The sequence below is a fragment of the Afipia carboxidovorans OM5 genome (genome assembly GCF_000218565.1).
Classification (GTDB): domain Bacteria; phylum Pseudomonadota; class Alphaproteobacteria; order Rhizobiales; family Xanthobacteraceae; genus Afipia; species Afipia carboxidovorans.
On record NC_015684.1, the window covers coordinates 930,910 to 955,848 of the forward strand.

Annotated in this window: 23 protein-coding genes; 12 read left to right on the forward strand and 11 right to left on the reverse strand. The window is 63.9% G+C overall.

The features are described 5' to 3' along the window. Positions 1-55: 55 nt before the first annotated feature. The 4 genes from OCA5_RS04420 to lspA all read right to left on the reverse strand — a co-directional run bounded on the left by OCA5_RS04420 (position 56) and on the right by lspA (position 4,250). Entirely contained in the window at positions 56-1,405 is a 1,350-nt protein-coding gene (locus OCA5_RS04420) for a M16 family metallopeptidase (RefSeq protein ID WP_012564369.1), read from the reverse strand. Beyond that, positions 1,402-2,814, reverse strand: coding sequence for a M16 family metallopeptidase (locus OCA5_RS04425; RefSeq protein WP_012564368.1), 1,413 nt, complete (start codon positions 2,812-2,814; stop codon positions 1,402-1,404). The genes OCA5_RS04420 and OCA5_RS04425 overlap by 4 nt, the downstream gene beginning before the upstream one ends. Positions 2,815-2,942: 128 nt before the next feature. Then, positions 2,943-3,665: a hypothetical protein gene (locus OCA5_RS04430; protein WP_013912870.1), complete on the reverse strand. Its 723-nt coding sequence runs from the start codon at positions 3,663-3,665 to the stop codon at positions 2,943-2,945. Between the two features lie 84 nt (positions 3,666-3,749). Then, positions 3,750-4,250, reverse strand: coding sequence for a signal peptidase II (gene lspA / locus OCA5_RS04435; protein WP_012564366.1), 501 nt, complete (start codon positions 4,248-4,250; stop codon positions 3,750-3,752). A 111-nt stretch (positions 4,251-4,361) separates the two neighbouring features. On the opposite strand from lspA, the gene OCA5_RS04440 reads away from it, so the two are divergent. Then, entirely contained in the window at positions 4,362-6,500 is a 2,139-nt protein-coding gene (locus OCA5_RS04440) for a TonB-dependent receptor plug domain-containing protein (RefSeq protein WP_012564365.1), read from the forward strand. A 92-nt stretch (positions 6,501-6,592) separates the two neighbouring features. On the opposite strand, the gene ileS is transcribed toward OCA5_RS04440, so the two are convergent. Next, complete coding sequence (gene ileS / locus OCA5_RS04445) at positions 6,593-9,562, reverse strand: isoleucine--tRNA ligase (RefSeq protein ID WP_012564364.1); 2,970 nt, start codon at positions 9,560-9,562, stop codon at positions 6,593-6,595. A gap of 264 nt (positions 9,563-9,826) precedes the next feature. Further along, on the reverse strand, positions 9,827-10,810 hold the full coding sequence (locus tag OCA5_RS04450; protein WP_012564362.1) for a bifunctional riboflavin kinase/FAD synthetase: 984 nt from the start codon (positions 10,808-10,810) through the stop codon (positions 9,827-9,829). Between the two features lie 199 nt (positions 10,811-11,009). On the opposite strand from OCA5_RS04450, the gene OCA5_RS04455 reads away from it, so the two are divergent. The 3 genes from OCA5_RS04455 (at position 11,010) to OCA5_RS04465 (ending at position 12,629) form a co-directional block, all read left to right on the forward strand. Continuing rightward, positions 11,010-11,402, forward strand: coding sequence for a response regulator (locus tag OCA5_RS04455; RefSeq protein ID WP_013912872.1), 393 nt, complete (start codon positions 11,010-11,012; stop codon positions 11,400-11,402). A 478-nt stretch (positions 11,403-11,880) separates the two neighbouring features. Beyond that, entirely contained in the window at positions 11,881-12,198 is a 318-nt protein-coding gene (locus OCA5_RS04460; protein WP_013912873.1) for a hypothetical protein, read from the forward strand. Then, a complete protein-coding gene (locus tag OCA5_RS04465; RefSeq protein ID WP_244396088.1) occupies positions 12,180-12,629 on the forward strand; it encodes an outer membrane protein in 450 nt (149 codons plus the stop codon). Before OCA5_RS04460 ends, OCA5_RS04465 begins: the two co-directional genes overlap by 19 nt. 95 nt (positions 12,630-12,724) lie before the next feature. On the opposite strand, the gene OCA5_RS04470 is transcribed toward OCA5_RS04465, so the two are convergent. The 3 genes from OCA5_RS04470 to aptA form a co-directional block, all read right to left on the reverse strand. Next, positions 12,725-13,585 carry a TIGR01459 family HAD-type hydrolase gene (locus OCA5_RS04470; RefSeq protein ID WP_012564358.1) on the reverse strand — a complete coding sequence of 287 codons (861 nt, stop codon included), beginning with the start codon at positions 13,583-13,585 and terminating at the stop codon, positions 12,725-12,727. A gap of 268 nt (positions 13,586-13,853) precedes the next feature. Continuing rightward, positions 13,854-15,302 carry an EAL domain-containing protein gene (locus tag OCA5_RS04475; protein WP_012564357.1) on the reverse strand — a complete coding sequence of 483 codons (1,449 nt, stop codon included), beginning with the start codon at positions 15,300-15,302 and terminating at the stop codon, positions 13,854-13,856. Positions 15,303-15,439: 137 nt separating this feature from the next. Then, complete coding sequence (aptA, locus tag OCA5_RS04480) at positions 15,440-16,780, reverse strand: omega-aminotransferase AptA (RefSeq protein ID WP_012564356.1); 1,341 nt, start codon at positions 16,778-16,780, stop codon at positions 15,440-15,442. 198 nt (positions 16,781-16,978) lie between these two features. On the opposite strand from aptA, the gene OCA5_RS04485 reads away from it, so the two are divergent. After that, positions 16,979-17,416, forward strand: coding sequence for a TadE/TadG family type IV pilus assembly protein (locus OCA5_RS04485; protein WP_012564354.1), 438 nt, complete (start codon positions 16,979-16,981; stop codon positions 17,414-17,416). Beyond that, the gene (locus tag OCA5_RS04490) at positions 17,416-19,245 is read left to right on the forward strand and encodes a pilus assembly protein TadG-related protein (RefSeq protein WP_013912875.1); all 1,830 of its coding nucleotides are present in this window, start codon (positions 17,416-17,418) and stop codon (positions 19,243-19,245) included. The genes OCA5_RS04485 and OCA5_RS04490 overlap by 1 nt, the downstream gene beginning before the upstream one ends. 92 nt (positions 19,246-19,337) lie before the next feature. On the opposite strand, the gene OCA5_RS04495 is transcribed toward OCA5_RS04490, so the two are convergent. Continuing rightward, positions 19,338-19,712, reverse strand: coding sequence for an endonuclease domain-containing protein (locus OCA5_RS04495; RefSeq protein ID WP_012564352.1), 375 nt, complete (start codon positions 19,710-19,712; stop codon positions 19,338-19,340). Positions 19,713-19,966: 254 nt separating this feature from the next. On the opposite strand from OCA5_RS04495, the gene hisS reads away from it, so the two are divergent. Next, positions 19,967-21,589, forward strand: coding sequence for a histidine--tRNA ligase (hisS, locus tag OCA5_RS04500; RefSeq protein WP_012564351.1), 1,623 nt, complete (start codon positions 19,967-19,969; stop codon positions 21,587-21,589). Positions 21,590-21,619: 30 nt separating this feature from the next. Beyond that, on the forward strand, positions 21,620-21,817 hold the full coding sequence (locus tag OCA5_RS04505; RefSeq protein ID WP_012564350.1) for a tautomerase family protein: 198 nt from the start codon (positions 21,620-21,622) through the stop codon (positions 21,815-21,817). A 46-nt stretch (positions 21,818-21,863) separates the two neighbouring features. Here OCA5_RS04505 and OCA5_RS04510 read toward each other — a convergent pair whose 3' ends face one another. Beyond that, the gene (locus OCA5_RS04510; RefSeq protein WP_012564349.1) at positions 21,864-22,166 is read right to left on the reverse strand and encodes a hypothetical protein; all 303 of its coding nucleotides are present in this window, start codon (positions 22,164-22,166) and stop codon (positions 21,864-21,866) included. A 163-nt stretch (positions 22,167-22,329) separates the two neighbouring features. On the opposite strand from OCA5_RS04510, the gene OCA5_RS04515 reads away from it, so the two are divergent. From OCA5_RS04515 to OCA5_RS04530, 4 genes are all read left to right on the forward strand, one after another. Next, complete coding sequence (locus OCA5_RS04515) at positions 22,330-22,815, forward strand: hypothetical protein (RefSeq protein WP_012564348.1); 486 nt, start codon at positions 22,330-22,332, stop codon at positions 22,813-22,815. Positions 22,816-22,919: 104 nt separating this feature from the next. Further along, a complete protein-coding gene (locus tag OCA5_RS04520) occupies positions 22,920-23,621 on the forward strand; it encodes a ribonuclease T2 family protein (protein WP_013912878.1) in 702 nt (233 codons plus the stop codon). A 75-nt stretch (positions 23,622-23,696) separates the two neighbouring features. Beyond that, positions 23,697-24,560, forward strand: coding sequence for a 23S rRNA (adenine(2030)-N(6))-methyltransferase RlmJ (locus tag OCA5_RS04525; RefSeq protein WP_012564346.1), 864 nt, complete (start codon positions 23,697-23,699; stop codon positions 24,558-24,560). A gap of 137 nt (positions 24,561-24,697) precedes the next feature. Further along, the gene (locus tag OCA5_RS04530) at positions 24,698-24,913 is read left to right on the forward strand and encodes a cold-shock protein (protein ID WP_012564345.1); all 216 of its coding nucleotides are present in this window, start codon (positions 24,698-24,700) and stop codon (positions 24,911-24,913) included. The last annotated feature ends 26 nt before the right edge of the window (positions 24,914-24,939 follow it).

Sequence of the window (24,939 nt, forward strand, 5' to 3'; positions counted from 1 at the left end):
TATGGGGGAGAGGTCGGCGCGCAGCGCCGGGTATGAATGACGCTAAGCCAATCCCCTAGTTCTTCATCGGCTTCGGCGCGGTGGCTTCTGCGGGCGGGCGGCCGACGCTGACGGTCAACAGCGGTTGGCCCCAGATTTTCTTGGCGACACGCTTGGCGTCGTCGAGCGTCACCGCATCAATGATCGCCGGGCGGCGGTCGAGGTAATCGATGCCGAGCTTGTCGAGCTGATATTGCACCAGCGCGCCCGCGAACTTGGTCGAGGAGTCGAGCGCCAGCATCTGCGAGCCCTTGAGGTAGGACTTCGCTTCGTCGAGCTCCTGCTGGGTCGGGCCCTCGTCGGCCATGCGCTTCAGTTCGGCGGCGATCCGCTCCACCGTCTCGTTCGCCTTGTCGGCGCGCGTTGCGGTGTTACCGAACATCAGCGAGGTCTTGTCCATCCACCACAGCGATTCCGAGACGGAGTAAGCGAGCCCGCGCTTCTCACGCACTTCGTGATAGAGCCGCGACGACAGCGAGCCGCCGCCCATGATGTGGTTGACAATATAAGCAGCCATAAAATCGGGATCGTCGCGCTTCAGCGCTGGCGTGCCGAACAGGATGGAAGTCTGCGGCACGTCGAGCGGCACCGCCACCTTCCCTGCACTGGTCGCGAGCGTCACCTGCGGTACTAAGGCGAGATCGCCCTTGGCCGGCAGCGCGCCGAAGGTCTTGTCGAGCAGTTTGCCCAGCGTGTCGGCATCGATGTCGCCGACGACGCCGACGGTCAGCCCGTCTCTGGCGAACGTCTTCTGCCGGTAGGCGCGCAGATCGTCGGCGCTAATCGTCGGGATGCTCTCGAGCGTACCGCGCGGCGAATGTGCGTAAGGATGGTTGGGGAAGCCCTCGGCGAAGAACCGATTGCTCGCGATCGGGCCCGGCGTCACCGACTCCCGGCGCAGGATCGAGATCGTCTGTGCACGCACGCGCTCCAGCGGCTCGGCGTCGAACCGCGGCGACGTCACCGCGAGGCGGACGAGATCGAACGCCTCGTCGCGGCTTTCCTTCAGCATCCGCAGCGAGCCGCGGATGTAGTCGCGCGTCACCGAGAAGCTGATCTGGATGGCGTTGCGATCGAGCCGCTCGTGATAGGCCTTGGAGTCGAGATCGCCCGCACCTTCATCGAGGTTGTCGGACATCAGTTGCGCGACGCCGGGCTTGTCGGCCGGGTCCTGCGCGCTGCCGCCGCGGAAGGCGAACTGCATCGCGACGAGCGGCACGGTTGCGTCCTGCACCAGCCAGGCCTCGATGCCGCCCGGCGAGATCACGCGCTGGATTTTGGCCGCGGCCTCTGCAGATGGCGCGAGGCCGAATGCGAGAAGCGCGCCCAGCGCAAGCGTGCGCATGAAAGGCGAAAAGATCGTCACGAGCGTTTCTCCTCGTGCGCGGGCGCTTCCTTGATGAGATAGCCGGTCGCGGAGCGCTTCTTGTCGAGCCAGCGCCGCGCGGCGTCGCTCACCTGCGCTGCCGTCACCGCGCGAATGCGGTCGGGCCAGCTTTGAATGTCGGCCGCGGTAAGGCCGACGGTGATCGCCGCGCCATACCAGCGTGCCATCGTGCTCTGGCTGTCGCGCGCGTAAACCGACTCCGCGATCAGCTGCGTCTTGGCGCGCTCGAGATCTTCGGCAGGCACCGGGTTCTTCGCGACCGTATCGATCACCTTGTCGATCGCCACCTCGACCTGCTCGAAGGTGACGCCGGGTCTCGGCGAAGCCGCGACGCCGAACTGGGCCGGATCGATCGCCGTTCCCTGGTACCAGGCGTTGGCGCTGATCGCGATCTTCTGCTCGATCGCAAGCGCGCGGAACAGATAGCCGTTCATGCCGCCGCCCATCAGTTGCGCCAGCACCTCCAGCGCCTCGCTCTCGGTCGCGGCGGCGGTCACCGCCGACGGCACGAGATAAAGCCGGCGCAGGCTCGGCTGTTCGACGCGCGGATCAGCAAGCGTTACGGTGCGCGGACCTGCCGGCGGCGGCTCCTGCGGGCGGATGCGCTTGGCCGGAATCGCAGGCTGCGGCGCGACCTTGCCGTAGGTCGCTTCGATCATCGGGCGCAGGTCGTCGACGGTGACGTCGCCCGCGACGACGAGGGTTGCGTTGTTCGGCGCGTAATGGCGGCGATAGAACTCGAGCGCGTCCTCGCGGTTCAGCTTCTCGATCTCCGCGCGCCAGCCGATCACCGGGCGGCCATAGGGATGGTTGAGATAGAGCGCCGCCATGATCTGTTCGGTGAGGCGCGCGTCGGGGCTGTTGGCAACGCGCATGTTGTATTCTTCCAGCACGACGTCGCGCTCGGGCAGCACGTTCTCGTCCTTGAGGATGAGCCCGGTCATGCGGTCGGATTCGAAATCCATCATCAGCGCGAGCTTGTCACGCGGCACGCTCTGGTAATAGCCGGTGTAATCGTACGAGGTGAAAGCGTTCTCGCTGCCGCCGACCCGCACCACGCTCTGCGAGAACTGACCGACGGGATGCTGCGCGGTGCCCTTGAACATCAAATGTTCGAGAAAATGCGCGAGGCCGGATTTGCCCGGCGTCTCGTCGGCGGAGCCAACCTTGTACCAGATCATCTGGGTCACGGTCGGCGTGCGGTGATCGGGAATGACCACGACCTGAAGGCCGTTGGCGAGCGTGAAGGTCGCGGGCTGGCCCGGTGCCGTGGACGCGGTCTGAGCGAGCGCAGGCTTGAGCGGGGACCACGAGGCGGTGAGGGCGGTGGCCGTCAGTGCGAGGCCGCGTAGCGCCGTGCGTCGGGATATGTTTTTGAGATCGCGCATGATCCGATCAGGACTCCGAAAAGACGGCGAAGGGCAATCTCGACCGACTGCCCGGATGGCGGAACCATGCGCGTATTTAAAGCGGCGCCGCTCGTCTGCAAAGGCGAGAGCGGCGACATGGACGATCTTTAATTGCCGCCCTTGTCGAACAGCGGGTTGTACGGAGTCTGCGTTTTGCTCTCCGCAGGCCCCGCGCCATAGGCGTAGCTCGCAGACGGCGTCTGATAACCCGCGGGTGGCTGCGTCAGTTCGCTGCGCTCGGGCTCGCTGGTGAACTTCGCGGTCTCTTCCTTGCCCGCACCGAACAGGTCCGAGATCATGCTGTTCTTGAAGCCGAGCTGCGACGGGCTCAGGATGTAGCTGGTATTGTCGACGCCGGGGCGATCGTCGTTCATGACGCCTGCGCGCCTCTTGGTCGACGGCCGCTTGGCGAGTTCGCTCGGCATCAAAGGCCGCTTGGCGATATCCGGATCGACGCCCGGCTTGCGGGCTTCTTCGATGGCTTGCTTGCGCGCCAGAACGTCGGGGTCCTTGGGCCAGTTCGCGGCTTCAGGCGAGGACTTCGACGCGGGCGGCGGCAGATCGAGCTTGGAGGGGATTACGAGCGGGGAGCGTTCGCGATATTCGATGCCGCGGCTGTTTTCGACGTTCTTGCCGCCGAGGCCGGTGAGCAGGCCGTCGATCAGCTTCTGTTCGAACGAGCGCTCCGGCAGCACTTCATCGTCGTCATCGGCGTGGGCGACGCTGCCTGCGACAAGAAGCGTCACGGCGCACGCGGCGCCTGCGAGCCTGATGGCGCGCAGCAAGACGGCCTTGGCGGTGGAAGTGTCATCGGAACGCAGAAAGGTCATTGTGATCCGTCCGGCTTTCGACAGGAAATATGGCGACAGCGCAGTCACTTAAAGCGTCTGGCAGCCGGGAGCGTATATCGCCGTTTATCGGGGCGTTTTTGCGGCGGCAGGCGCGACCAGTGAGTCATATAGCAGGGCGGCGACACCGGCAACAATCGCCGCGTCGGCAAGGTTAAACACATACCAGCTATAGGTTTTTCCGCCGATGGCGATGTGGAACAGGGCGAAGTCCACCACCGCGCCATAGGCGATGCGGTCGATCGCGTTGCCGATCGCCCCGCCGATGATGAGCCCGAGCCCGATCACCGCGAGGCGGGTCTGCGAGCGTGACATCCACACCCCGAGCAGGATCACGGCGATGATCTTGCCCATCAGCAGCAGCGTCTGGCCGAACGAGCCCGTATCCTGAAACCAGCCGTAGCTGATGCCGGTATTCCACGCGAGCACGAGATCGAAGAACGGCGTCACCCGCACCATGCCGCGCCGGCCGATGTCGAAGACATACAGCAGCCATAGCTTGGACGCCTGATCGAGGATCAGCGCGCTGGCCGCGGCAATCAGTCCGGAGCGGAGCAGGGGGGACATCAGGCTACCTGTCTCAAGTCTACGTCATGGCCGGACATAGCCCGTCGAAAGAGGGGTGTGAACGCCCTTTTGTCCCAGCGATCCGCGTCTTTGCCGAACCTACCAACAGGCGTGGGAGCCCGCAACGCGTGCGGGCATGATGAAAAAGAACGGCCAGTTATCCCCACCCGCCGCGGCATCTCGCCTCATACGCCCTGCGCTTGTGGTCGGTCTGGAATCGTTATATCCGAAGAAATATATCGAAAAACGAAGCAAGTTGCGTCCGGCACCGGTGTCGGCGGCTCCACCATTACCCGCGAGGAAAACTGGATCTTCGACAAGCAGACGCTCGATCAGGCGGTGAACATGGTGCCGGGCGTGGTCAGCACGTTCGATTCCAACGGCCGCCGCAACGAGAGCGATATCTTCGTGCGCGGCTTCGGCCGCTGGCAGGTGCCGCTGATGATCGACGGCGTGCGCGTCTATCTGCCCGCCGACAACCGGCTCGATTTCAGCCGCTTCCTGACCAGCGATATCTCCGAAATCCAGATCAGCAAGGGCTATGCCTCGGTGCTCGACGGCCCCGGCGCGATGGGCGGCGCGATCAATCTCGTCTCGCGCAAGCCGGTGAAGCCGTTCGAGGCCGAGTACAGCGCCGGCACCGCGTTCGACAATCGCGGCTCGTTCCAGGGCTGGGAAACCTACGGCAGGCTCGGTACCCGCCAGGAGAACTTCTACCTGCAAGGCAGCGCCGGCTATCTCGATCGGGACTTCTGGTCGCTGTCGCGCGACTATAAGCCGTTCCCGGCGCAGGGTGCCTATCAGGGATCGCTCGAGGACGGCGGCCGCCGCATCGGCTCCGATTCCCGCGACTGGCGCATCAACGCCAAGGTCGGCTTCACGCCCAACGCCACCGACGAATACACCATCAACTTCATCAAGCAGGAAGGCAAGAAGGGCGCGCCGCTCAACGTCTACACCAATCCGTTGCAGCCGCCGAACAGCTATTGGCGCTGGCCGGTGTGGAACATCCAGAATCTATCGTTCCTGTCGCACACTCAGGTTGGCGACGCCTCGTACCTCAAGACCAAGCTCTACTACAACACGTTCGACAACGTGCTCTCCGCCTACGATAACATCAGCTACACGACGCAGTCGGCGGACGGCCGCTTCGACAGTTACTACAAGGACAACGCGAAAGGCGGTTCGGTCGAGGTCGGCACACGGCTGATCCCGATGAACACGCTGAAGGGGGCGTTCCACTATCGCGAGGATACCCACGTCGAGTGGAATCACAACCAGCCGACCCTACCGTCGGGGGGCTCTGTCGAGCCGAAGCAGACTCAGGGACAGACGACGTGGTCGGTCGCAGCGGAAAATACCTTCCACGTCAGGCCGAACTTCGATCTGGTCGGCGGCATCAGCTACGATAAATACTGGGTCGGCAGGGCCGAGGAATGGAATAGCGGCGGCGGCTTCATCTATGAATATCCCAAGGGCGGCTCCGACGCCTTCAACTGGCAGACGGCGGCGATCTGGCGCTACAGCGAGGTCGCGCAGCTTTACGCCAGCATCTCCGATCGCGCCCGCTTTCCGGTGCTGTTCGAGCTTTACAGCACGCGCTTCGGCACCGCGACGCCGAACCCGAATCTCGGCCCCGAGCGCGCGACGAACTACGAGCTCGGCTGGAAGGGTCGCGTCACGCCCGACCTGCAAGGCACGGCCGCGATCTTCTACAGCGACGTGCGCGACATGATCCAGACCGTGCAGCTTCCCGACAGCACCACGCAGACGCAGAATGTCGGCGACGGTCATTTCTACGGCTTCGAGGTCTCGGCTGAGAAGCAACTGTTGCCGCAGCTTGCGATCGGCGGCAACTACACCTTCATCCGTCGCACCATCAAGGACCCGTTGCAGCCCAATTTGCAGGCGACCGGCGTGCCGTCCCACAAGGCATTCCTTTATGCCTCGTGGCAGCCGATCGATCGGTTCACCGTCACGCCGAGCCTGGAGCTTGCCAGCGACCGTTGGAGCGATGTGAACGTTGGCACGAACGCGGCGAACCAGGCGGTGCGCGACGTTTTCCCGAACGGTGGCTATATCCGCACCGGGGCCTACACGCTCCTCAACGTCAACCTCAATTACAAGTTCAACGAGAATTTCGAGGTGTCCGGCGGCGTGAAGAACATCCTCGACGACAATTACGAACTGGCCTGGGGCCTGCCGCAGGCCGGCCGCACCTTCTACGCCAAAGCCCGTGCGACGTTCTGATGCGATAATCTGATCGGACCCGTACTTGCCCTCGTCATGCCCGCGTTGTCAGCGCGGGCATCGGGTGCGGTGCGGGCCATCGCACATCGCCGTCAGACCTTCGCCAGCGCCTTCCATTCGCGCAACGCCTGCGCGTCGCGGGGTGTGACGTCGGGATATTCCGGATCGTCGCCGACTGTGGGCAGGATCTTCCACGAGCGCGCGCACTTCTTCCCCACCGCCTTTTCCACCACCACGGCGACACCCGGCACCTCGGTGAGCCGGAACGCATCCGCGGGCGGATCGTCGTTGGTGACCATCGCATTCGAGGTGATGCACACTTCGGCGAGATCGGTGTCGGCGAGGATCGCGAACAGCTTCATGTCGGAGACATAGACGAGCGGCGAGGCCTCGAGCGAGGAGCCGATGCGCTTGGCCGCACGTTCGATCTCCAGCGCGCCGGTGACGACGCTGCGCACCGCGCGGATGCTCTCCCATTTCGTGGCCAGTGCATCGTTGCGATATTTGTCGAGCCCGTCGGGGAAGGTGGTGAGATGCACCGACGGCGCCTCGCTCGCGCGATAGGTGAGCCAGGTCTCCTCGCAGGTGAAGGACAGGATCGGCGCGAGCCATTTGACGATGGCGTCGCACAGAATGCTCACGGTGGTGAGCGCGGCCTTCCGCGTCGTTGATGACGCCGGGTCGCAATAGAGCACGTCCTTGCGCACGTCGAAGTAGAACGCCGAGAGTTCGGTGTTCATGAAATTGGTGAGCGCCGCGATCACGTTCTTGTAGTCGAATTCGGCATAGGCGCGCCGCACCGTGGCATCGACTTCGCTGAGGCGATGCAGCATCAGCCGCTCCAGTTCCGGCATGTCGGCGAACGCGACGCTGTCGTTCGGCGTGAGGTGATGCAGCGTGCCGAGCATCCAGCGGATGGTGTTGCGCAGCTTGCGATAGGTCTCGATGGTGCCTTTCAGGATTTCCGGCCCGATCCGCAGATCGTCGGAATAATCCGATTGGGCGACCCATAGCCGCAGAATGTCGGCGCCGGACTGCTTGATGACGTCCTGCGGCGCGGTGGTGTTGCCGAGTGACTTCGACATCTTGCGGCCCTGCTCATCGAGCGTGAAGCCGTGAGTCAGCACCACGTCGTAGGGCGCGCGTCCGCGCGTGCCGCAGCTCTCCAGCAGCGAGGAATGAAACCAGCCACGATGCTGGTCCGAGCCCTCGAGATACATCACGGTGTCGCGGCCGCCGTCCACCTTCCGCTCGATGCCGGCAAGGCCCGGGAAATGCACCGGATCTTCCAGCACGAACGCGTGCGTGGAGCCGGAATCGAACCAGACGTCGAGAATGTCGTCGACCTTCTGCCAGTCCTCGTTGGCGTGGTTGCCGAGGAAGCGCTCGCGCGCACCCTCGATGTACCAGGCGTCGGCGCCCTCTTTTTCGAAAGCCTCGGCGATGCGCGTGTTGACGGCCTCGTCTCGCAGCAGTTCGACCGAGCCGTCGCCGTTCTCGCGCGCGAACACGGTGATCGGCACGCCCCAGGCGCGCTGGCGCGACACCACCCAGTCGGGGCGGCCGGTGATCATGCCGGTGATGCGGTTCTCGCCCTGCGCGGGTACCCAGCGCGTGACGGAAATCGCCTGCAAGGCGCGATGGCGCAGCGTATCGCCTTTTTTCACCTCTCCCTTAATGGCCTTGTCCATCGCGATGAACCATTGCGGCGTGTTGCGATAGATCACCGGCTTCTTCGAGCGCCACGAATGCGGATACTGATGCTTGAGGCGGCCGCGCGCGAGCAGTGCGCCGCGCTCCACCAGCGCCTTGATGATGGTGTCGTTGGCGTCGCCTTTCTCGCCCTTGTCGGTGAGCACGCGGCGGCCGGTGAAGCCCGGCGCCTGCGTCGTCAGTGCGCCGTTCTCATCGACCGTGTAGGGGATCGCCGCCGAAATGCCGCGCGCTTCGAGCTCGCGTGCATTGTGCATCCAGATGTCGAAGTCCTCGCGGCCATGGCCCGGCGCGGTGTGGACGAAGCCGGTGCCGGTATCGTCGGTGACGTGATCTCCATCGAGCAGCGGCACGGTGAATTCGTAGCCGCCGTCCAATCCCTTCAGCGGATGGCTGCATTCGAGCGCGTCGAGAATGCCGCTGTCGATGTCGGAGGTGCGTTCATAGGACGTGACGCGCGCCTGCTTGAACACGTCTTCGGCAAGCTTGTCGGCGAGGATCAGAAGGTCGCCGGTCTTCGCCCAGTTGTCGGCGGGCGCGTCGGTGATCTTGTAGAGACCGTAGGCGATCTTCGACGAGAACGAGATGGCGCGGTTGCCGGGCAGCGTCCACGGCGTCGTGGTCCAGATCACCACCGAGGCGTTGGCGAGACGGCCGAACGCGGCCTTCACCGGAAACTTCACCCACACCGTATCGGAGGTGTGGTCCTCGTATTCGACTTCCGCTTCGGCAAGCGCGGTCTTCTCCACCACGCTCCACATCACCGGCTTGGAGCCGCGATACAACAGACCGTTGGCGGCGAACTTCATGATCTCGCGCGCGATCTGTGCTTCGGCGGCGAACGCCATCGTGGTGTAGGGATGCGCCCAGTCACCGATCACCCCGAGACGCTTGAATTCCTCGCGCTGGATGTCGACCCATTTCTGCGCGAACGCCCGGCACTCCTTGCGGAATTCGTTGATCGGCACCGCGTCCTTGTTCTTGCCCTTGGCGCGGTAGCCTTCCTCGATCTTCCATTCGATCGGCAGGCCGTGGCAGTCCCAGCCCGGCACGTAATTGGAATCGAAGCCCAGCATCTGCTGGCTCCGGGTCACGAGGTCCTTGAGGATCTTGTTGAGCGCGTGGCCGATATGGATATTGCCGTTGGCGTAGGGCGGGCCGTCGTGCAGCACGAATTTCGGCCGCCCTTTCGAGGTCGCGCGCAGTTGTCCGTAGAGGTCGATCTCGTTCCAGCGCGCCAAGAGGTCCGGCTCGCGTTGCGGCAGGCCCGCGCGCATCGGGAAGTCCGTCTGCGGCAGATAGAGCGTCTTGGAATAATCGGGGGCGTCGGTTTTCGGCTTGTCGGTCATGGCGGGGTGAATAGCGCGTTTTGGCGGGCGGGGGAAACCCGCCAGATGAAAATGTTGCGTCAGGGCCTGATTTTACAGCGGGTACGATCTGCTCTCTCCCCCGCTTGCGGGGGAGAGGTGGAGAGGGGGAGTGATCGATGGCCGCTGTGGCTTTCCCCCTCCCTAACGCTCTCCCACCGAAAGGGCGTTCACGCCCGTCTTTGACGGGCTATGCGGGAGAGGGGACGACACCCATAAGGGGAGAGGGAAGGGGAAGCCAGAAGCCTAACCCGTCACCTTGCCGAGCGTGGGGAAGGAATCCGGGGCGGCGCGCAGCACGGCGCGGGCGCGGATGCTGTCGTCGTCCATCTGGCGCACCAGCGCGGCGAGGTCGTCGAATTTCCTCTCGGGCCGGAGATATTCGATGAAGGCGACGTCGAGCACCTCGTCGTAGAGACTGCCGGCGAAGTCGAACAGAAACACCTCGAGCAGCGCGTCGCCGTTGTCGAAGGTCGGGCGGCGGCCATAGCTCGCCACGCCGCCGAGAAGCTCTCTGCCGCCGCCCCGGCCGACGCGGACGGCATAGATGCCGTGCTGCAGGTCGACGTGGGGGGCGAGGCGGATATTCGCCGTGGGATAGCCGAGATCGCGCCCGCGCTTGGCGCCATGGATCACGGTGCCGTTGACGAACCACGGGCTGCCCAGCATCGCGGTGGCGTCGCGGACGCGGCCCTCGGCGAGCGCCGCGCGGATCGCGCTTGACGAGATCGGCATATCGGCAAGGCCGACATGGGTCTGGACGTGAACGGGGATGCCGCGTTGTCTGCCCCATTCGACGAGGGTTGCGGGCGTGCCGCCGCGGCCTTTGCCGAAATGGAAGTCGTCGCCGATCGAGATGCCGCTGACGCCGAGGCGCTCGATCAGTTCGTGGTTAATGAACTCCTGAGCGGGTGTGGCGGCGCGCGCGGCGTCGAATGTCAGCACGATCGCGCCGTCGAGTCCGGTGCCTGCGAGCAGCCGCAGCTTGGTGGTCTCGTCGGTGAGGCGGAAGGGCGGCGCGTCGGGTTTGAAGAAGCTGCGCGGATGCGGCTCGAAGGTCAAAGCAAAGGCTGGCTGATGAGCGCTTTTCGCCATTGTCAGCGCGGCCTCGATCACCGTGCGGTGGCCGAGATGGACGCCGTCGAAATTGCCGAGCGCGATCGTCGCCCCGCGCGGGATATCGGCGTTGGGCGTGGTGTCGCGGATGATCTGAAACGGATTGTTTATCATAAGGCCAGGCAAGCTCGGGATGGTGGAAGTGAGCGATACAAAAGGATGAAGTCAAGGCGACCAAACGGATTAACGGGCTGTTTAAGCCGGGATGCTAGCAGTTGATCACAGGCTGAAGTGGTGCCAGGGGCCGCGGCTCGATTTGCACCACATGGATATTAGGACGTGCCGTATCACGGGCGCGAGGGGAAGCTGAGCGATGGCTATGGATTTGTCGATGCCGGTGTTGGTGGTGGATGACTACAACACCATGATCCGTATTATCCGGAATCTGTTGAAGCAACTCGGTTTTGAAAATATCGACGACGCCAGCGATGGCTCGGCTGCGCTCGCCAAGATGCGCGGCAAGAAATACGGGCTCGTGATTTCCGACTGGAACATGGAGCCGATGACAGGTTACGAACTGCTCAAGGAAGTGCGCAGCGACCCCAATCTCGCCACCACGCCTTTCATCATGATCACCGCGGAGTCCAAGACCGAGAACGTGATCGCGGCGAAGAAGGCCGGCGTGAACAATTATATCGTCAAGCCGTTCAATGCGGCGACGCTCAAGACCAAGATCGACGCGGTGTTCCCGGATCACGCGGCGTAAGCAACTTTCATCAAGATGGAAATGCGGTTCTTTCTTCACCTCTCCCCGTTGGGGAGAGGTCGCGAGCCATAAGCGCGTTTACGCGCGTCTTCGCCACGCATGGCGAGCGGGTGAGGGGGCTCCTGAAATTGCTTGGGGCAAGTCCCCGAATTCTCTCAAGCATCGTACGCCCTCACCCGGAAACGTCGCTGCGCTCCGCTTCCGACCTCTCTCCACGGGAGAGGTGGCGCCCAAGCGTTTATTGAGCTTGGGGTTGCTGATTAAGCTCACTCAAACCTGGTCAAGCGCTATCAGCGCAGCTCGCGCATCAGCGCGAACGTGAGCGTCCCTTCGCCCATCCAGCGTCGCGCGAGTGCAACAATCCGTGGACTTCGGCCTTCTCCGCGCGAAAATTCTGTAGAACTCAAAGTTCCATTTGGTTAGTCAGGGACGCCTGTGGGGCTGCTTCAAGTATATTTAAGAATTCAGGGGGCTGAAAATGCGTTTGCGATCAATCGGTTTATTCACTGCACTCACCGTGTTCGATGCAGTCAATTGTGCTTCCGCGGCGGACCTTGCGGTCAAAGCCCCCGTTTACAGAGCACCGATTGATAGCTGGACGGGAGCCTATGCGGGCATCATCGGCGGCTATGCGACGGGACCGTCGCATTCGGAGCCGACCGGCATTCTCCTCCTCGCCGGCGCTTATCCGATCGATCTCACCACCAAGGGCGGCTTCGTCGGCGGGCAGCTCGGCTACAACTATCAGTTCGCCAACGGCGCGGTCTCGTCGGCGACATGGCCTGGGCGGATTTGAGCGGCCGCGCATGCGCCGAACTGGGAGCGGGTTGCTCAGGCCTTCCGAGAGATTCCTATGCGATCGGATCGGTCAACTGGCTCGCCACCGTGCGCGGTAAGGCCGGCTTCGCCGTCAATCCGCAATTGCTGATCTATGCGACGGGCGGCGCGGCATTCGCCGGCACCAGGGCGACGGATACGTTTATCGACGGCACCCATGACATCACGGCGAAGGCGACGAGTTCAGGCTGGGTGGTCGGCGCAGGTGGCGAGGTCAAGCTGGCCCGCCAGGTGTCGTTCGGCTTCGAATATCTTTATGCCGACTTCGGCAACAAGAGCTACGCCTTCGACAGCTCGCATCTTTCCGGAGGCTTCGCCGGTCTGCCACTCGCCATCGACGCGCATCTCAAGCTGAACATCGTCAAGGCGTCCCTGAACTATCATTTCTAAATGATGGATTGCCGGGGCAAGCCCGGCAATGACGGCTTTCGCTTTCACCAGAAGCGAAACCACTTTAGAGCACCGTCGCGAGTGCTCCGGACGTGCTACCAGCGCAGTTCGCGCATCAGCGCGAACGGCGGCTTGGTGTCGCCGAACAGCCGCTGGGTGGCGGCAGCGTCGATCTCCTGCAGCTCCGCAAATTCGGCTGCGTGAATGCCGCGGGTGATGAACACGCAAGGCAGTCCCGCGCCGTTGGCTCCTGCAAGGTCGGTGCGCACCGAATCTCCGATCGCCAGCATCCGCTCGCGCGGCACGGGCTGGCCGCGATGCTCCGCCACCAGCGCGAACGCACGTTCGTACGCCGGGGCGTGCGGCTTGCCGTAGAACGTCACCTCGCCGCCGAGCGTGCGATAGAGTTCGGCGACCGCGCCCGCGCAATAGATCATCTTGTGGCCACGCTCGACGATGATGTCGGGATTGGCGCAGATCATCGGCAGCTTGCGCGTGAGCGCAGCGTGCAGGATCTCGCGATAATCCTCCGCGGTCTCGACCTCGTCGTCGAACAGGCCGGTGCAGACGATGTAGCGTGCGTCTTCCAGCGGCGCGAAGGTGACATCGAGGCCGTGAAACACCGGGCCGTCGCGATCGGGGCCAATGGCGTAGAGTGGTTCGCCGGGGCGCGCGGCGATGTCATGGCGCGTGAGGTCGCCCGAGGTGACGATGGCGTCGTAGCAATCGTCGGGCACGCGCAGGTCGCGAAGCTGCTCTATCACCGCCGGTGTCGGGCGCGGCGAGTTCGTCAGCATCACCACCGTGCCGCCGTTGTGGCGGAAGGTCTGCAGCGCCTCGCAAGCCTCCGGAAACGACGTCACGCCGTTATGCACCACGCCCCAGATATCGCTGATGAGAGCGTCGGTGTTGTGCACGAGGTCGCGCAAATGCGGAACGAAGCGGGGAAACGTCATGTCGAAAGTCCGGGGAGGGATGAGGCGCGAGGAACGTCGGCGCGCAAAGGAGGCTCACCCCTGCCACGATGCGGCGAAGAAAGAAAGGCCGCATAAGGCGCGATTGATGGAAACGAGTCTGTCATTGCCGGGCTTGACCCGGCAATCCATCTTCTTGAAACGACTCTTCGTTTTTGATGGATGCGCGGGTCATAGGCGAGCGGAAGCGACGCCGTTCTTCGAACGGCTATGCCCGCGCATGACGATTCTGAATAAACCTAAAACGCCCCTAGCTCTGCGCGATCCGCCGCGCGAGCGCCGCGGTGCCGGAGAGGCGCGTGTCGGCGGCAGCGCGAGCGGGCGGCGTCGCGTTCTCGGCAGGTGTTGGGCTCGGGGCTTTCGGCGGATTGCTGCTGGCGGCAACCGGCGCGGGCATGGCGGCTTCCGGCCGCAGTGGCCGTGGTGCCGAGAACAGGAAGCCCTGACCGAAGCGCACGTCGTAATCGAGCAGATCGACCACGGCGCGTTCGCCCTCGATCTTCTCCGCGATCAGGTCGATGCCGAAGCGCGTCAGCAGGTGTGAGAGATCGGCGGCGTGAATGTCGGCTGATGAGGCATCGGCGCGCTCGAGCAGCAGCGACGCCGGCACCTTGAGGTAGCGCACGCCGCGATCGGCGAGCTCCCGGCCGTCGATCTTGAGGTCGGTGACGTTGTCGATCGAGAACTGGAAGCCGAGGCGTTTCAGCATCGCGAGATGCTCGATTTCGATCGGGCCGAGCGTGCGGAAGGCGCTCTGCTTGAATTCGAGAACCAGCGCGGGTGCGAGCGCGCGGTTGGCTTCAAGGAAGGCGATGCATTCGCTGAAGATCGCCGGGTTCGCGAGCGTCGCGCCGGAGATGTTGCAGAACATGCCGACGTCCTTGGCGCGGACATGTAGCCGGCGCAGTACCTGCACGCAGCGGAACAGCACGGAATAGTCGATCTGGCCGATCTGGCCGCTCGTTTCGGCGATGTCGATGAATTCGCCCGCGTTGAAGATGCGATCGCTGTCGTCGCGCAGCCGCGAGACGGCTTCATAGAAGCGCACCTTGCGCTGGGGAAGCGAGACGATCGGCTGCAGATAGAGGTCGATGCGGTTCGCCTGCGTCGCGCTTTTGATCGCGGCGAGAACGTCGGCAAGCGGCGCGGCGGCTGGCGGCAACTCCTCGGCCGCGGCGTGCGGCGTGGTGACAGCAGCCTCAACGGCGGGTGCGGGTTCGGCCGCAGGCGAGGGCGTAACCGGTGCGGCCTCGTGCGGCTGCGGCGGCAGATGGTGGGCGCTGGCGAGGCTCGTCGCCGAGGCGAGCAGTTCGTCATGGGTCGCGACCGAGCCCGCGAGATGTTTGATCATCATGCCGAGTTCGCCGATCTCGCTCATCACCGAGCGGGCGCGGTCCTGCGCCGCCGTGTCGGTCGCGGTGAGCCGCGTTTCGATCAGCGCGAGGCGGCGGCCATATTCCGCGACCTGCCGGGCGAGGTCGGCGGTGCCATGCGAGAGATCGGTGATCCGGGTGCCGACATCGGCGCCGCGCACCCGTGTCGAGATCACGTTGTAGAGCGCGAGGGAGGCAAGAACGGCGAGGCCCGCAAACGCCGATTCCCGGATGCTGAGTCCGGTCAGCGCATAGAGAATGAGGCCGAACGACGCCGCGATCAGCACCATGCAGATGGTGATGAAAATCGTCGAAACGCGGATCATGCGGCAGCCACCCTCCCGGCGGCCGCGATCCTAACATCAAGACCGAACAGGCGGAAAGGCGCGGAGACCTCTTCTCCACGCCTCATACAGAAAGATGCGTAGGCAGGGCGGGGTCGCGCCCGCCCTGTACAATTCCCTTACGCGACGGAGCGGATCACGCCCGCGACCTTGTCGATGATCTCGCCGATCTGCGCCTCGCTGACGATCAAGGGCGGGGTCAGCGCCAGCGTATCGCCCGCGACCCGCAGCATCAGGTCATGGTCGTTGAAGGCGCAGGCGAGCGCGGTAAGGCCGCGCAGGCCGCCCTGGCCATCCTTCGGCGCGAGGTCGATGCCCGCCGTCAGGCCAACAGTGCGGATGTCGGTGACGTTCGGCTCCTTGCGCAGCCCCATCACGGCGTCGGCGAACAGCGGCTCGAGCTGGCGCGCGCGCTCGAACAGCCCCTCGTCGCGATAGATGTTGAGCGTGGCGAGGCCGGCCGCGCAGGCGAGCGGATGTGCCGAATAGGTGTAGCCGTGGAACAGTTCGACGATGTGCTCCGGCCCTTTCATGAAGGTGTCGTGGATGTCCTCGCGCACGATCACGCCGCCCATCGGCACCGCGCCGTTGGTGACGCCCTTGGCGAAGGTGATCATGTCCGGCACCACGCCGTAGCGCTCGGCGGCGAAGGCATAGCCGAGGCGGCCGAAGCCGGTGATGACCTCGTCGAAGATCAGGAGAATGTTGTGCTTGTCGCAGATCGCGCGCAGCCGCTTCAGGTAATCCTTCGGCGCCACCAGCACGCCGGTCGAGCCCGCCATCGGCTCGACGATCACGGCGGCGATGGTGTCCTTGCCGTGCAGCACCACGAGGCGCTCGAGTTCATCGGCAAGATGCGCGCCCCATTCCGGCTCGCCCTTGGAGAACGCCTGATGCTCGTGATTATAGGTCGCGGGCAGATGATCGGTGCCGTTCAACAGTGCGCCGAACAGCCGGCGGTTGTTGACCATGCCGCCGACCGAGATGCCGCCGAAGCCGACGCCATGATAGCCGCGCTCGCGGCCGATCAGGCGCGTGCATCCGGCCTCGCCACGGGTGGCGTGATAGGCGAGCGCGATCTTGAGCGCGGTGTCGGCCGCCTCCGAGCCCGAATTGCAGAAGAACACCTGCTCGAGGCCTTTCGGCGCCAGCGCGGCGATGCGGCTTGCGAGTTCGAACGCCTGCGGATGGCCGAACTGGAACGGCGGCGCGTAATCCATCTCCGCCGCCTGTTTGGTGATCGCCTCGGTGATCGGCGCGCGGCAGTGGCCGGCGTTGGAGCACCACATGCCGGCAGCGGCATCGATGATCTTGCGGCCATCGGTGGTGAAGTAGTGCATGTCCTTCGCGCCCGCGAGCATGCGCGGCGCCTGCTTGAATGCGCGGTTGGCGGTAAACGGCATCCAGTAGGCGGCAAGATCGTTCGGCGACAAAACGGAGCGGGGCGATTGGATATTCAAGGCAACTTTCCTTCCAAAGACATGCCTTCCAGGGCAGGCATGGGATCGGACCCTATCAGGTCGGCCATGCAAGCGGAACGACAGGGACTGCATCGCTCCCGCCACTCATCCGCTGCATCCGCAATGGCAGATACATACTACCATTGCTAGTATATTTCTTTTTCTGCTTATTAAAAGTTGTGTGGCCAATATGGCGGCATGACAACGCGCTTCCGCCGTTTCCGCGATTTCTCCAAAGCCCGCTCCGGTGCCTCCGCCGTCGAGTTCGCCATCGTGCTGCCGGTGTTCCTGATGCTGGTGTTCGGCATCGTGATGTTCGGCGCCTATCTCGCGCTGGTGCACGATGTGCAGCAACTCGCCGCCGAGGCCGCGCGCACGTCCGTCGCGGGCCTGAATGAAACCGAGCGCCGCTCGCTTGCGGCGAGTTACGTCGCGCAGAATGCGGCGAGCTATCCGCTGATCGTGCCCGCGCAGCTCTCGGTCAATGCCGCGACGTCGTCGACCGATCCCAACGTGTTCATCGTCACCGTCAATTACGATGCCTCGCACACGTTCATCTACACGCTGCCGTCCTTCGTGCCTGCACCGCCGCCCACCATCGTGCGCTCGGCCGCCATTCCGCGCGGAGGCTATTGATGCGAAGATATTTTGATCGGTGCCGGCGCTTCTTTACCTCTCCCCATGGGGGAGAGAGGCCTGCTCTCGGGCTTGACCCGAGGGTCGCGAGCGAATGCGAGCGGGTGAGGGGGCTCCCGAGTTTAGACGAAGCATTTAGAGCCCCTCACCCCGACCCTCTCCCCGCAAAGAGCGGGGCGAGGGGGCAGGGCCTGCTGCGCCGGTTCGCCGCCAATGAGCGCGGCAATGTCGCCTTCATCGCCGCCGCGTGCATGGTCCTCGTCACCGGCTGCGCCGCGCTCGGCGTCGATGTCGGCGCGGTGTTCACCGACAAGCGCCGCGCGCAAAGCGCGGCCGATCTCGCGGCGATCGTCGCCGCCAGCGATCTTTCCCGTGCCTCTCGCGCTGCTGCGGCCACTGTCGCCAAAAATCACTACCCGCCGGATTCTCTCGTGGCTGTCGAGACCGGCGTCTACACGGCGAACACCTCGCTCGGGCCGCAGCAGCGCTTCTCCGCCGGCACCACGCCTGCCAGCGCCGTGCGCGTGACCATGCAAACGCGAACGCCGTTGTTCTTCGGCAAGGTGCTGACCGGCGATCCGACCGTCAATCTGCGCGTCACGTCGGTCGCGACCACCACGCAGCTTGCGACCTTCGCCATCGGCTCGCGCCTTGCGGCGGTGAATGGCGGGCTTCTCAACGCGCTGCTCGGCCAGATGCTCGGCACCTCGCTGTCGCTGTCCGCCATGGATTATCAGGCGCTGGCGGATGCGAAGATCAACCTGTTCGATTTCATGTCGGCGCTGGCGACACGCGCGAGCCTCACTGGCGCAAGTTACGATACGCTGCTGCAATCGAACCTGAAAATAACGGACATCATCGGCGCGCTGCAGACCAGCAGCACCACGAGTGCGGCGAGCAGCGCGCTGTCGAACATCGGCTCGGCGCTGTCGGGCATCAGCACGAAAATCGCGCTCGGCCAACTGATCGATGCCGGGCCTTACAGCAACATGACGGTGGGCCAGCAGCCGAAAGTCGGCGTCGATCTCGCAGCACTCGATCTGTTGTCCGCCACCGCACAGCTTGCCAACGGCACGCATCAGATCGCGGCCAGTCTCAATCTCGGCCTGCCGGGCATTGCCGGCATCACGCTGCAAATTACGGTGGGCGAGCGGCCGGTGGGCTCGAACTGGATCACCATCGGGCAGGCGGGCGCGAGCGTGCACACCGCGCAGACCCGCATCTTCGCCACCATCCAGTTGCTCGGCAGCGGTTCGGTCGCGGCCGTCAACCTTCCGGTCTATGTCGAGGTGGCAAGTGGCACCGCGACGCTCAACAGCGTGAGCTGCGGCTATCCCGATATTGCGTCGTCGAAGGTGGAGCTTGGCGTGTCGCCCGGCATCGTCGATGCGTGGATCGGCAACGTCACCAGCGCGGAGATGACGAACTTCTCCACCAAACCGAATCCGCCGGCGGCGACGCTGGTTGATCTCGGCGCCGTCAAGGTGACGGGGCGCGCCCATGCGGCGATGGCGAACACCGCTGCCACCAACGTGAACTTTACCTATGCCGACATTCAGGCGCAGACGCGCAAGACGGTCACCACCACCTCATTTACGTCGTCGCTGACGGCGAGCTTGCTTGGCGATCTCGCGCTTGCGATTCAATTAGGCCCGCTGGCATTGCCGGTCCCCGGGCTCGGCCCGCAGGTCACGTCGATCATCTCAGGCGCGACCAGCTCGGTCGATACGCTTCTCAACACCGTGCTGCAGACGCTCGGCGTCGGGTTGGGGCAGGCGGATGTCTGGGTGGCAGCTATCCGTTGCGACGGCGCCGTGCTGGTGAATTGAAGGGAATGCCCCTCACCCGACATGCTGCGCATGTCGACCTCTCCCCGCAAGCGGGGCGAGGTGAAAGGCCGTTGTCCTCCCTCTCCCCGTTCTTACGGGGAGAGGGTCGGGGTGAGGGGCTCTTGGTCCAGCAGCTTGCTTTCGATTGTCTGCAGAACGCCGTCGATGTTTCCGAGAACCTCATTGTTCCAGAAGCGCAGCACGCAGTAGCCGTCCCGTGTAAGGGTGTCGCCGCGAACGATGTCGGCTTTCGCTTCCGCATGCTGCCCGCCGTCGACTTCGATCACCAATTTTCGCTCGCGGCAGATGAAATCGTAGACGTAGAGGCCAACAGGCTCTTGCCGCACAAACTTGCAACCCGCGATCTGGCGGTTGCGCAACCGGTGCCAGAGCTTGGTTTCCGCGTCGGTTTGGTGACTGCGAAGTTGCCGCGCCCGTGATGTGGCCTTGCGATCCGGTCCTCGCATCGGCTTGCCCCTCACCCGGATCGTTTCACGATCCGACCTCTCCCCGCAAGCGGGGCGAGGTTTGGCTCATGCATTCCTCTCTCTTCCCTCGTTCTTGGGGCGAGATGATCGTGTCCCCGCAAGCAGGAGAGGTGGAGCACAGTCTCTCCCTCTCCCCGTTCTCTACGGGGAGAGGGTCGGGGTGAGGGGCTTCTTGCGAGGAAGATGCCGGGGGACGCTTGCGAGACGATTTGGCGGCTGGTACCAACCGCTCCATGTCCGACAAGAAACCGAAAAAACCGCAGAAACTGCGCGCGCGCCTGCCGCGCGGGCTGATCGACCGCACGCCCTCCGAGATCGCCGCGACCCGCGCGATGGTGGAGACGATCCGTAGCGTCTATGAGCGCTATGGCTTCGAGCCGGTCGAGACGCCTGCGATGGAATATACCGACGCGCTCGGCAAGTTCCTCCCCGATCAGGACCGGCCGAACGAGGGCGTGTTCTCGTTTCAGGACGACGACGAGCAGTGGATTTCGCTGCGCTACGATCTCACCGCGCCGCTCGCGCGCTACGTCGCCGAGCATTTCGACACGCTGCCAAAACCCTATCGCAGCTATCGCCACGGCTACGTCTATCGCAACGAGAAGCCCGGCCCCGGCCGCTTCCGCCAGTTCATGCAGTTTGACGCCGACACGGTGGGCTCGGCCTCGCCTGCCGCCGACGCCGAGATGTGCATGATGGCCGCCGACACGATGGAAGCGCTGGGCATTGCCCCTCATCAGTTCGTGGTTCGAATAAACAATCGAAAGCTGCTTGATGGTGTGCTGTCCAGCATTGGCCTTGGCGATGACGAAGCCGGCCGCAAACTCACCGTGCTCAGGGCAATGGACAAGTTTGACAAGTTCGGACTTGAGGGCGTGCGCCTATTGTTGGGTGAAGGGCGGAAGGATGAGAGTGGAGATTTCACGAAGGGCGCTGGACTAGATGAAAGATCCATCCAGCTTGTTCTTTCGGTGTTTCAGACCGGTGTTGTTCTTACGGGCCCAGCAAGTACAACTGAAAAGAAAGCGCGGCCACTCGACACTCTGACGTTTGCATCTCAGGACGGCGCTGAATGGCACCGCCGCGTAACATTCGAGAGCGTCTTTGAAACGCTCGATCATGTTCGGCAGCGTCTAGGCCAAAAGGTTCAGGTTTTTGAGGATGGCGTGCAGGAGCTTCGGCAAATCGCTGATCTGCTAGTTGCGTCTGGATATGATGACGGACGCGTACAGATCGACCCTTCCGTCGTGCGCGGTCTCGAATACTACACCGGCCCTGTCTACGAAGTTGAACTGTTGCTCGAGACCAAGGACGAGAAGGGCCGCCCGGTGCGGTTCGGCTCGGTCGGCGGTGGCGGGCGATACGATGGATTGGTCTCGCGCTTTCGCGGCGAGCCGGTGCCGGCGACAGGTTTCTCCATCGGCGTTTCGCGGCTGCAGGCGGCGTTGACGTTGCTCGGCAAGATCGACACCAAGCCCGAAGCCGGCCCCGTCGTCGTGCTGGTGATGGATCGTAACGAGATCGCGCAATATCAAAAATTCGTCGCGACACTACGCAACGCCGGTATTCGTGCCGAGATGTATCTCGGCAATCCGAAGAACAATCTCGGCGTGCAATTCAAATATGCCGACCGCCGCAACTCGCCTTGCGCCATCCTTCAGGGCGGCGACGAAAAGGCGAAGGGCGTGGTGCAGATCAAGGATCTGATCCTCGGCGCGCAGGTCGGCGGCGAGAGTGAAGATCGCGAGGCGTTCCTGCAGAAGCAGCAGCACGAGGCGCAGTTCGCCGTCAGCGAAAGCGAGCTGATTGAGGGTGTGCGCCAAGTGCTGGCGCGCCACGGCATCAACTGGACCTGAAGTCTTTCAGATCGAACGCGGAGAAATCTCATGCCCGAGATCACGATCAACCTGGCGGCCGGCCGCACCGACGAGCAGAAGCGCGGCATGATGGCGGACATCACCGCCGCGCTCGTCAAGAACCTTGGTGTCGATCCCGAGGTCGTGGTGATTCAGATCAACGAGGCGCCACTCAGCCACAAGATGAAGGGCGGGAAGACCTATCTGGAGCGACAGGCAAAGACATAATTCTGCCACGCTAATTTTCGCGGCCTGAAAGTCGCGAAACGATGCCTCAGTAGGCGGCGCGCAGCGGCCGGTCGGCGCTTCCGGGCGGCACCCAGACGCAGGCGAACGAGATGTAGCCGCCATACTGCGCATCGGCGCCCGTGAGCTTCACCACCTTGCCGTAACGCGCGCAGTGATCGACCGCCATCGCCTTGATGTCCGCGCCCTGCTGGTAGAGCGCATAAGCGATGATGCCGCCGGTATCGTTGCCCTTGAACGGCGGAACCCAGTCAGCCTGCGCCGGCGCGCTCATCGCAATCCCGCAGGCGAACGTTGCCGCCGCCATTATCCAACGTCCGTTCATGCGCATCGAAAGGCTCCCTGATTTGTGCCGGAGTCTAGCCGCGCGGGGCCGGCTTTGAAAGCGCTCGCGGGCCATTGACGGGGCGTTGTCCGAAGGTGTGGCCGCGCTGCACTTGACCCGAAGGGGGCTTCGCGGCACCGTCCGCCAACTCACCATGGGCCTTCGTCACATGCGCATTGCTATCCCCTCGCCGCGGATTGCGGTTTTCGCCATCCTGGTTGCTGCTTTCGGCATGCTGTCTGACGGCAGCGCCCGCGCGGCCAACCCGCTGGAACTGAATTTCTGGCTGTCCGGCCCGCGCTACGACGGGCAGATGGGCGACTGCTCGCAGGCGCTCGGCGCCATCTCGTATCAGTTCGCGGAAAAGGAATCGACCTACTGGAATTCGGCCCTGCGCATCACCGGCTTTGCCGATGTGCGCGAAGTGGCCTTCCGTCCGTGGGAAGGGCCGAACGGTGCCTATAATGCCATTCCGCGCCGCTTCTGCACCGCAAGCGCGATGATCAACGATGGCCATCCGCGCCGCGTGCACTATTCCATCATCGAGGATGGCGGCTTTGCAGGCTCCGGGCTGACCTCGGGCGTCGAGTGGTGTGTGGTCGGGCTCGATCGCAACTGGGCTTACGGGCGCGGCTGCCGCGCGGCGCGGCCCTGAGACGGCTGATTCGACTGGCCGCGAATCGTTCTTGTCATGTTTGTTCTTGTCATGTTCCCGGGGCCTCGCTACCTTTTCGGACGGCGTGGCGCAGGGGCTCAATCATGATCGGGTATGGGGTGAATTTCCGTCGCGGGCTGGCCTCGCTCACGGCTGCAATGGGCGTGCTGCTTGTCGCCAGCTTCGGCGCGGCGGCGCAGGACCATCGGCAGAATGCGCCGGGCGCGTTTGATTTCTATGTGCTGTCGCTGTCGTGGTCGCCGTCGTTCTGCGAGGCGGCGCGTGAGCGCGGCAACACCGGGCGCAGCACGCAGGCCCAGTGCAGCGGGCGGCCTTATTCGTTCGTGGTGCACGGGCTGTGGCCGCAATATGAGCGCGGCTATCCCGAATATTGCAAGCGGCCCTCGCCGCGGCTCGATCGCAACGTCATGCGCGGAATGCTCGATCTGATGCCCGCGCCGGGGCTCGTCTACAACGAGTGGGACAAGCACGGCACCTGCTCGGGGCTTGGTGCGCGCGGTTATTTCGAGACGGTGCGCAAGGCGCGCGCCTCGGTGAAAATTCCCGAGGAATATCTCGATCTGGCCTCGCCCAAGACGGTCACGCCGGGTGAGGTGGAGGAAGCTTTCATCAAGGCCAATCCGGGCCTCAGCGCCGCTGCGATCGCCGTGCGCTGCGACAGCCGCAGGCTTGGCGAGGTGCGGATTTGCATGAACAAGGATCTGCAATTCCGCGCTTGCGAGCAGGTCAACCGCAGCGCCTGCCGCCGCAATCAGATTGTGATGCCGCCGATGCGCGGCGGGTAGCAGTTTGCCGAGGCTGGCTGATACCGATCCGCGAGAGGCTTTACGCTTGCCGCGCTCCTGTCGTAAGCCGCGCCGATGAATTATCGCCACGCCTTTCATGCCGGCAATTTTGCCGATGTCATCAAGCACATCGTGCTGACGCGGATACTGACCTATCTGCATCAGAAGCAGTCGGCCTTCCGCGTCATCGACACCCATGCGGGTGCAGGGCGTTATGACCTCACAGGTGATGAGGCCCAGCGCAGCGGCGAATGGCGCTTCGGCATCGCGCGCGTGCTGCAGGCGCGCTTCTCGAACGAGGCGCAGGCGCTGGTGTCGCCCTATCTCGATATCGTGCGGGCGTTCAATCCGCCGCGCGATCTCGTCGCCTATCCCGGCTCGCCGTTGATTGCGCGGGCGCTGCTGCGGCCGCAGGACCGGCTCGTCGCCTGCGAGCTTGAGCCCGTCGCGCGCAAGGCGCTGATCGGCAATCTCTACAATGATCCGCAGGCGCGGGTGGTCGATCTCGACGGCTGGACCGCGCTTACTGCCTTCGTGCCACCGAGCGAACGGCGCGGCCTCGTGCTGATCGATCCTCCGTTCGAGGCGAAGGACGAATTCGCGCGTCTCGCCGAGCGGTTTGGCGCGGCCTACGCGAAATGGCCGACCGGCATCTACATGATCTGGTACCCGATCAAGGAACGGCGCGGGCCGGACGAGTTTGTGCGGCAGGCGGCCTCGCTGGTCGCAGCGCGCGGCAACAGCAGCGAACATTGCCTGCGGGTGGAGTTCAGCGTCGCACCGCAAACAGCCGACAGCGGCCTCGTCTCCACCGGCCTCCTGATCGTCAATCCGCCCTGGACGCTCGCCTCCGAGCTCCGGACGATCCTTCCCGAGCTGGAAAAGCCACTCGGCCTCGGTGGTGCCGGACGGTACCGGGTTGAGGCTGCACGGGCCTGACAGCCTCCCACCCGGTACCCCGGTATTTTTCCGGACTCGCCACATAGGCAATAGTCAAGACTCGCCGGCAGTGATTAGCTTGGCGTGGGGAACCGGTGTGGGGACGCCGGCCGGACGAGACGGGGGAGGCAAATCCCATGGCAATGACGGGGACGGTGAAGTTTTTCAATGCGGAGCGTGGCTATGGTTTCATCAAGCCCGATGACGGGGGGCGCGATGTTTTCGTCCACATCACCGCAGTGGAGCGAGCGGGCCTGAAAAATCTGGTCGAGGGTCAACAGATTACCTTCGAGGTCGAGCCCGACAAGAAGGGCAAGGGCCCCAAGGCGGTCAACCTCGTGGTTTCATCCTGACGCCGCCCAAGTATCGCTTCCAACGA